The sequence below is a fragment of the Roseobacter sp. CCS2 genome, from assembly GCF_000169435.1.
In the GTDB taxonomy this organism is placed as follows: Bacteria; Pseudomonadota; Alphaproteobacteria; order Rhodobacterales; family Rhodobacteraceae; genus Yoonia.
This window is the reverse complement of the sequence record NZ_AAYB01000010.1, coordinates 41,260-49,903: the sequence shown is the minus strand read 5'-3', so window position 1 is coordinate 49,903 and position 8,644 is coordinate 41,260. Positions and strand designations below refer to the sequence as shown.

Sequence of the window (8,644 nt, the reverse complement as noted above, 5' to 3'; positions counted from 1 at the left end):
TTTCGCTACAGCATCGGCACAGACTTTGCCGATCCGCTCACGCAATTCAGGTGTGATGCAAGGGCCGGGGGCCTCTTCAAACACTTTTTGGTGGCGCCGTTGCAACGAACAATCGCGTTCGCCTAAGTGGACGGCGTTACCTTTGCCATCGCCAAATACTTGAATTTCGATGTGGCGCGGCGTGGTCAGATATTTTTCAATATAGACTTCATCGTTCCCAAACGCGGCTTTGCCTTCGGCCCGTGCGGAATGGAACGCCTGTTCCATGTCTGCGGCTGTTTGGGCCACTTTCATACCACGCCCACCGCCACCAGCAGTGGCTTTGATGATGACAGGATAGCCAACTTCTTCGCCAACACGTTGCGCATCGGCCAGCGTTGGCACGCCGCCGTCAGAGCCGGGCACGCAGGGCACGCCAAGGTCTTTCATCGTGTCTTTGGCAGTGATTTTATCACCCATCACCCGAATATGTTCGGCCGTGGGGCCGATGAATGTCAGATCATGATCTTCGACAGCCTGCACAAAGGCTGCGTTTTCTGACAGAAAGCCATAGCCGGGGTGGATTGCCTGCGCGCCTGTAATTTCACAAGCTGATATGATCGCCGGGAACGACAGATAGCTTTGCGCCGATGATGGCGGCCCGATGCAGATGGCTTCATCTGCCATGCGCACGTGCATCGCATCTGAGTCGGCTGTCGAATGCACAGCCACAGATTTCACACCCATTTCACGGCAGGCACGCACAACCCGAAGGGCGATTTCGCCGCGGTTCGCGATAAGAATTTTATCGAACATGGGACCGCCCTTATTCGATGATCACAAGAGGTGCGCCAAATTCGACGGGTCCGCCATCCTCGACCAAAATCCGTTTGATCGTGCCCGCACGCGGTGCAGGGATGTGGTTCATCGTTTTCATGGCTTCGATGATAAGGATGGTATCACCCTCTTTCACAGTTGCGCCCACTGTGGCGAATGGCGCGGCATCCGGCTCGGGTGCCATGTAAACTGTCCCGACCATCGGTGATGTTACAGCACCCGGGTGGCTGGCAGGGTCGGCTGCGTCTGACGCGGATGCTGGTGCGGCTGGCGCGCTGGGTGCTGCCGGGGCGGTTGTTGGCGCCGCTGGGGCGGCGGGTACGCTCGCTTGTACAACTGTCTGGGTTTGGCGGCTCACGCGGACGTTTAGACTGTCGTTCTCGCCATAGTCCCGTTTGACCTGCAATTCAGTGAGATCGTTGTCGCGCAGCAATGCGGCCAAGGCCGCAATAAAGCTGACGTCGCTATCGTGAGAGGTTTTGTTGCCCATGTTTTCCTCGGCCCGTTGCCCATATTATTGGCGCTGTCGCGACGTTGCGTCACGAAGCATCAAAACGCTTATAGGGCAAGCCAGCGAAGGTGGAAAGCATCGCCGCCCGGAAAAATATCATGCCTCTTTGGCTGTGCTTTCTTCAGGCACCGTCTGCGCCCCGCCTACAGGGGTTGCATCGATGGTTTCACCACTGCTGTCGTAAGGTAGCATCGGCATGTCATATGGACGTAAGGTGCGTTCTGGTGGGGCAATCTCGACTGGGTTTTCGGGGAATTCAGACCCTGACAGGCGCGCCGTCACGACCTGTGCGATATATGGTTTATTCGAGGGCAAGGTTGCACTGCTATCGGAACTTTCAACCGCCTGTACCTTCGTGGTGACCGCACGCGGCAAAGTGGGTGCCGCGGCTGTAGCAGCGGCTGCAGGTGTGGGAAGTGAGAGTGCTGTATCCATCAATCTGGCTCCGTAAAAGCAAGGGCTATGCTGTCCCAGATTCGCTTTTTCGGATTACCAAATGCTTAATCGCAGCGAACGATTTCGCTGCCATTTTAGATTAACGCGCTCTGGCAATCAGATCGCAAGATACTGCGCACGCAGGTCTTCATTCTCAAGCACTTCGGCGGCAGACCCATCAAAAACCACCTTGCCGATATCAAGAATGACAGCACGGTCAGCCAGCTTTAGCGCCGCAACTGCGTTTTGCTCAACAATGATTGTCGTGATGCCCTGATCCCGGATCACACCAAGGGTCTTGGCAATTTCTTGAACAATCACCGGTGCCAGACCCTCGTAAGGCTCATCTAGCAAAAGCACTTTAATATCACGGGCCAACGCGCGGGCGATGGACAGCATTTGCTGCTCACCACCAGATAGGGTCACGCCCTCTTGCTTGCGCCGTTCGCCCAGACGCGGGAACAGGTCATAAATCCGATCCAGCGACCAGCCATGTGGTGGCGCGATTTGCGCCAGCTGCAGGTTCTCTTCCACTGTCAGGCCCGGAATGATCCGCCGATCTTCGGGCACCAGGGAAATACCGTTCGCGGCTGCCTCATGGCTTTTCATTTCGTGCAGCGGTTTGTGGTCCAGCCAGATTTCTCCATGCGTCAATGCAGGATCATCAAGGCGGGCAATGGTGCGCAAGGTCGATGTTTTGCCTGCCCCGTTGCGCCCCAAAAGGGCAAGGATTTCGCCTTCGTGGATGTTGAAGCTGACGTTTTGTACGATGTAGCTTTCGCCGTAATAGGCTTCGATCTCCCATACGCTCAGATAAGCAGGGTGGGTGGCCGCGTTGTTGGCGTGCTTGTTGAAAGGTGCGTTCATTGTATCGTCTCCTAGATCTGCGCTTCACCAAGATAGGCTTCACGCACCTTGGGGTGACCCTTGATCTTGTCGGGCGTATCTTCGACCAGCGGCGTGCCTTGAGCCAGCACCGTAATCCGTTCGGCCAGCGAAAAGACCACATTCATGTCATGTTCAATAATCGCCATGGTGATCCCGCGCTTTTCGCGGATTTCCTTCAGCAGGCTGATCGTGTTTTGCGTATCGGCGCGCGCCATACCCGCTGTTGGTTCGTCCAGCAGCAAAAGTTTGGGGTCTTGGACCAGACACATCGCCATTTCCAGGCGCCGCTTGTCACCCCGCGACAGGCTAGAGGCCAGCATATCCTTTTTTTCAAGCATATTGACATCAGCAAGGATGCTGTCTGCCTGCGCTTGAATGTCCCTTTCAGCAAAGATGCTTTCGATGGCATGCATCCGAAACGCCCCATCACGTTTGGCAAAGCAAGGGATCATCACGTTTTCAAAAACGGTCAGGTCGGTAAAAATCTCAGGCGTCTGAAACACCCGGCTGATCCCCATCTGGTTGATCTCATGCGGTTTGCGCCCCAACACGGATTGCCCATCAAACATCACCGATCCACTGTCAGGGATCAGCTTGCCCACCAGCACGTTCAGTAGCGTCGATTTGCCTGCCCCGTTTGGCCCGATGATCGCGTGTAGGCTGCCTTCGGCAACGCTCAGGTTCACGTCACCCAGTGCTTGCAGGCCACCGAACCGTTTATTGATGCCTTTTACTTCTAACAAACCCATCTGTTTGTCTCCTTATTCGGCCGGTTCAGTGGCGTTTGGTTTGGCGTCTTCGGGCTTGTTACGCCGGAAGAGGGCGGCGATTTTCTGACCACCTTGGACAAGGCCACCGGGCAGAAAGATCACAACCAGCATGAACACGATGCCTAAGGTCAGGTGCCAGCCTTTGCCGATGAATGGGTAGATCATCGCGACGACGAAGTTTTCCAATCCATCAGGCAAGAAGGCAAACCAGCTGTGCAGAATGGTTTCGTTGATCTTTGAAAAGATGTTTTCGAAGTATTTGATCATACCGGCACCAAGGACCGGACCGATCAGTGTACCTGCACCACCCAAGATAGTCATCAAAACAACCTCACCTGACGCTGTCCATTGCATCCGTTCTGCCCCGGCAAGTGGATCCATCGAGGCCATCAGACCACCGGCCAGCCCGGCATACATGCCAGAGATCACAAAGGCCGCCAGCGTATAGGGCCGTGCGTTCAGGCCAGTATAGCTCATCCGGGTCTGGTTCGATTTGATCGCCCGCAGCATCATTCCGAAGGGGGACCGAAAGATGCGGATCGACATATAGAAAGCGAAGATCATAAAGGCCGCGGCAAGATAGTAGCCCGCATTAAACGTGAACAACCACGCGCCCACTTCCCATTCAAAACTGGATCGCATTTCCAATCCGAAAAGTGAGGGAACAGGGATATTGCCTGTCGCGGTTTGCGATGCGCCAAAGATGCGCGGGTCATCAAGCGCCAGTTGCAAGCCTGTCTCACCACCGGTGATCGGTGTCAGCACCGAATAGGCCAAGGCGAATGACATTTGCGCAAAGGCCAGCGTCAGGATTGAAAAATAGATGCCAGAGCGTCGCAGTGAGATAAACCCAATCAGCAGCGAGAATAGCCCTGCAATAATTACGCTTATCGCAATCGCTGGCAGAACATTCATGCTGAGCAGCTTGAACATCCAAACCGCCCCATAAGATCCCGCACCCAAGAAAGCCGCGTGACCGAAGGACAGATAGCCCGTAAGCCCAAAGAGAATGTTGAACCCAATGGCGAAGATGCCAAAGATCACAAAGCGCTGCATCAGGTCAGGATAACCTGCGTTGAACTGCGCCATCTCTGCCCCTTCGGGAAAGGGGTTCAGGATGAAAGGTGCGAACATGGTCAAACCAATGACAATGAGCAGCAGACGAAAGTCTTTTTTCTCTAATCCGAGCATTGGCTTATTCCTCCATCACGCCTTTGCGACCCATCAGGCCACGTGGACGCGTCAACAGAATGATAATTGCAACAAGGTAGATGATGATCTGGTTGATGCCTGGCAGGATATCGATGACCTGAGACATCGAAGCAAAGCTTTCCAAAATGCCCAGCAGGAACCCTGCAGCGACGGCACCGGGCAGGGACCCCATACCGCCCACAACAACCACCACGAAACTAAGCACAAGGAAATCCATACCCATGTGATAGTTGGGTGAATTGATGGGCGCGTACATGACGCCCGCCAAGCCAGCCACGGCGGCGGCGATCCCGAACATGATGGTAAAGCGCTTATCGATGTCGATGCCCAGAATACCGACGGTTTCGCGGTCAGCCATGCCCGCCCTTACAACCATGCCGAAAGTCGTAAATTGCAGGAACGCAAAGACTGCACCGATGATGATGACCGAGAAGAAGAAGTAAACCAAACGCCAATAGGGGTAGATGATCTGGTTCGGGTCAAAACCAAGAATAACGCCAAAATCAAAGCTGCCGATAAAGGCTTCTGGTGCAGGCGTTGGAATTGGATTGGCACCGTAAAAGTATTTAACGATCTCTTGAATAACGATGGCTAAACCAAAGGTCACAAGGATCTGGTCAGCATGGGGGCGCTTGTAGAAGTGTTTGATCAACCCGCGCTCCATGATGAAGCCGATGCAGACCATGATCGGGATGGCGACCACGATGGAAATGGGAACGGCCCAGTCAATGATGGTGTCACCCGTCGCCTGTCCGAAAAGATCATAAAGATATGGCACATCCACCTGAAGCGGGTTGCCCAGAAAGTCAGTTCGCGTTTCGTCGATCACCTTGTGGCTGAGCGTCAGCAGGTTGCTGACCGTAACCGCGACAAAGGCACCCAGCATGAACAAAGCACCATGCGCAAAGTTCACAACACCAAGCGTGCCGAAGATTAGCGTCAAGCCCAATGCAATCAGCGCATAGGCCGATCCTTTATCAAGCCCGTTAAGAATTTGAAGAATGAACTGGTCCATCTGGTGACCTCTGATCAGTTGTGGGGGTACGCAACGCTTGCGCGCTATCACGCCACAGCCGGATATCGGCGTCGCATGACCTTAAAAAGGGGCAGGTCACCCGGATATCGGGTGACCTGCGTCTGTTTGGTTTATGCGCCTGGGTTACAGGAGCCCAGTGCACCACCGGCAAACTGCGGGTGATCTGCTGGGTATGTGACCTGAGCAGCTGGCGTAACTTCAACGATTTCAAGAAGGTCGAACTCGTTGTCCGGGTTCTCTTTACCCTTCACAACCAGCACGTCTTTGAAGCACTGGTGATCTTCGCCACGATACAGTGTTGGGCCATTGCCCAGACCGTCGAACTCAAAATCTTCGAGCGCTTCGTCAACCGCACATGGGTTGAACGAACCAGCGCGTGTGACCGCATCTGCATAAAGCAGCGTCTGCACATAGCATGTGTGCGCGGCCTGTGATGGCGGGAAGCCATATTTTGTGCCGAACGAACGTACAAAGGCTTGCGAGCCTGCATCCTGCAAGGACCAGTGCCAGTTCGTGGACCCAAAGATACCCTTCACGTTGGCACCCGCACCTTTTGCCATCAGACGAGAGTACAGTGGAACAACGATCTCAAAGTTCTGACCGTTGGCTTGCGCATCACGCAGACCGAACTGAACCGCGTTGGTCAGCGAGTTCACCATGTTCCCGCCGTAGTGGTTCAGAACCAGAACGTCAGCACCGGAGTTCAGAACAGGCGCGATATAGGAAGAAAAGTCTGTCTGTGTCAGCGGTGTCAGCACCGTGTTCACAGTTTCCCAACCCATGGCTTCTGTTGATGTCCGCACGGCCTCTTCTGTGGTGTAACCCCAGTTATAGTCGGCAGTCAGGTGATAGGCCTTACGGCTGTTGCCGTAAGCCGCTTCAAGCACAGGGGCCAGCGCCGCACCGGACATGTAGGAGTTAAAGAAGTGACGGAAACCATTAGCACGGCGGTCCTTACCGGTCGTGTCGTTGGAGTGTGTCAGACCAGCCATAAAGATGATGCCGGCCTCTTGGCAAAGCGCCTGCACAGCCACAGCCACACCAGAGGACGAACCACCGGTGATCATAATGGCGCCGTCTTTTTCGATCATCGAACGGGCCGATGCGCGGGCTGCATCAGACTTTGTCTGCGTATCACCGGTCACATACTTTACTTCGCGGCCCAAAATACCTGTGCCATCAAGTTCCTGTGACGAGAATGTTGGCAGCATACCACCGTCGCCGCCACCATTCAGGTGCTCAACCGCTAGCTCATAAGCGCGCAGCTCGTCCGCGCCTTCGTCGGCATATGGGCCGGTCTGCGGCACGTTGAAGCCAAGAATGACTTCGCTGTCGCCGGGGGCATTTGTGTAACCAGATTCTTGAGCACTCAGATACTGCGGCAGAGCGAGACCAGCACTGGCAACCATGCCAGTTTTGAGAACGCCACGACGCGAGAAATTCGATTTGGACATTATTATCCTCCCTAAAGATTGACGCTGGCTGTGCCCGTTAGGCCAACTCAGCAGCATCTTGCCAGTCTGAAAGACGCGACACTCTTTCACCAACAAACCATTGAGAGCGCTGGACTTATTTGTAAAGTTATGAACAAGATATAGAGATATGTAGTAAATACTTTCTCTTGCACCCGCAGAAAGCCACTGAAACCTATAAGGGAATTCCCAGTGCCCAATCAAAGGCTTGTCGGATCACGCATTCGCGAAAAGCGGCTCGACCGGGGGTTGAGGCAAGCATCGGTTGCGGAAACAGTTGGGATTTCGCCATCATATTTGAACCTGATCGAACACAATCGGCGAAGAATCGGTGGAAAATTGCTTGCTGACCTGGCGCGGGTATTGGATGTTGACACGTCGCTTTTGGCCGATGGCGTCGATGGTGAGACGCTTGATCAGATGCGTGGTGCTGCGGCCAGCGTGGGCCGCACTGTTGAAGTCGACCGAACCGAAGAACTTGCCGCGCGCTTCCCTGGGTGGGCCGCGTTGATTGCAATGCAGGCCCAAAAGATTGCAGCATTGGAGGAGCGCGGTCGCGTTCTGACAGATCGTATTGCCTATGACCCGCAACTTGCCGGATCGCTGCACGAGGTCATCTCGGCCGTGAGTGCGATCCGATCATCTGCTTCCATTCTGGTCGGGCCAGAGGAACTGGATCAGGACTGGCAACGGCGCTTTCACGAGAATATTCACAACGACAGTATCCGTCTGGCCGACAGCAGTGAGGCGCTGATTGCCTATCTTGAAGCACCCGAAGGCGTTTTAGAGCAATCAGGTTCGCCCTTTGAAACCGTCGAGAACTATCTGGAGCGCAGTGGCTTTCACATTGCAGCGCTGGAAGAAGGTGCGACCCCGGCGCAGGTCTTGAAAGAGGCCGGATTGGAAGGGTCCCCCAAGGCGGTGCTGCGCGAGGTTTTGAACGACTACGCACAAGGTGTCGCGCAATTGCCTTTGGCCAAACTGGAAAAGGCGTGTCGCAAGCATAACTATGATCCCGCAGCACTGGCGCAATTCTTCGGTGTGCCTTTGTCCGTGGTGATGCGCCGTCTGGCACAGTTGCCGCCCGGCAAGGGCCATCCGCCCATGGGTCTGGTGATTTGCGATGCAGCCGGGGCTTTGACATTTGTAAAACCCGCCCCCGGTTTTACGATGCCGCGATCCGGTGGGGCCTGTCCGCTTTGGCCGCTTTATGGCGCGCTTAGCAGACAGCACCAGCCGATCCGCATGGATGTTCAAATGCCCGGTCGGAATGGCACACGCGCGCTGTGCTTTGCATTGGCAGAACCGCGTGCCCCAACAACGTTTGACGCACCACCTGCTTTGCAAAGTATGATGTTGGTGATCCCGGATCCGCCTGAACCCGCAGCAGAGCCGCATCCTGTGGGTGTTTCTTGTCGGATTTGCCCGCGCACCGACTGTCCCAGCCGCAGGGAACCGGCCCTCAAGGGTATGGATACGCAAACAGTGCTTTGACAGGTCTGAG

General features: G+C 54.9%; 9 protein-coding genes and 1 pseudogene. 1 reads left to right on the top strand and 9 read right to left on the bottom strand.

Annotation, left to right across the window (positions count from 1 at the left end):
- The 9 genes and pseudogenes from RCCS2_RS17670 to RCCS2_RS17635 all read right to left on the bottom strand — a co-directional run.
- Window positions 1–795, bottom strand: a 795-nt coding sequence (locus RCCS2_RS17670) for an ATP-binding protein (RefSeq protein ID WP_008236878.1), incomplete at its 3' end; no start/stop codon positions are given.
- A 10-nt stretch (window positions 796–805) separates the two neighbouring features.
- The gene (gene accB / locus RCCS2_RS17665) at window positions 806–1,306 is read right to left on the bottom strand and encodes an acetyl-CoA carboxylase biotin carboxyl carrier protein (protein WP_008236877.1); all 501 of its coding nucleotides are present in this window, start codon (window positions 1,304–1,306) and stop codon (window positions 806–808) included.
- 117 nt (window positions 1,307–1,423) lie between these two features.
- The gene (locus RCCS2_RS18620) at window positions 1,424–1,762 is read right to left on the bottom strand and encodes a hypothetical protein (protein WP_008236874.1); all 339 of its coding nucleotides are present in this window, start codon (window positions 1,760–1,762) and stop codon (window positions 1,424–1,426) included.
- A gap of 117 nt (window positions 1,763–1,879) precedes the next feature.
- The gene (locus RCCS2_RS17655) at window positions 1,880–2,629 is read right to left on the bottom strand and encodes an ABC transporter ATP-binding protein (protein WP_008236872.1); all 750 of its coding nucleotides are present in this window, start codon (window positions 2,627–2,629) and stop codon (window positions 1,880–1,882) included.
- An 11-nt stretch (window positions 2,630–2,640) separates the two neighbouring features.
- Window positions 2,641–2,775, bottom strand: coding sequence for a hypothetical protein (locus RCCS2_RS18865; RefSeq protein WP_442852268.1), 135 nt, complete (start codon window positions 2,773–2,775; stop codon window positions 2,641–2,643).
- A 105-nt stretch (window positions 2,776–2,880) separates the two neighbouring features.
- Window positions 2,881–3,399 (bottom strand): annotated as a pseudogene (locus tag RCCS2_RS17650) (ATP-binding cassette domain-containing protein); the annotation flags it as partial.
- A gap of 12 nt (window positions 3,400–3,411) precedes the next feature.
- Complete coding sequence (locus tag RCCS2_RS17645) at window positions 3,412–4,611, bottom strand: branched-chain amino acid ABC transporter permease (protein WP_008236869.1); 1,200 nt, start codon at window positions 4,609–4,611, stop codon at window positions 3,412–3,414.
- Between the two features lie 4 nt (window positions 4,612–4,615).
- Window positions 4,616–5,647 (bottom strand): branched-chain amino acid ABC transporter permease, encoded by a 1,032-nt coding sequence (locus RCCS2_RS17640; RefSeq protein ID WP_008236866.1) that lies wholly within the window; start codon window positions 5,645–5,647, stop codon window positions 4,616–4,618.
- Between the two features lie 131 nt (window positions 5,648–5,778).
- Window positions 5,779–7,122, bottom strand: coding sequence for a substrate-binding protein (locus RCCS2_RS17635; RefSeq protein WP_037294530.1), 1,344 nt, complete (start codon window positions 7,120–7,122; stop codon window positions 5,779–5,781).
- 210 nt (window positions 7,123–7,332) lie between these two features.
- Between RCCS2_RS17635 and RCCS2_RS17630 the strand changes: the two genes are divergently transcribed.
- Window positions 7,333–8,634 (top strand): XRE family transcriptional regulator, encoded by a 1,302-nt coding sequence (locus RCCS2_RS17630; RefSeq protein WP_037294527.1) that lies wholly within the window; start codon window positions 7,333–7,335, stop codon window positions 8,632–8,634.
- Window positions 8,635–8,644: the final 10 nt, after the last annotated feature.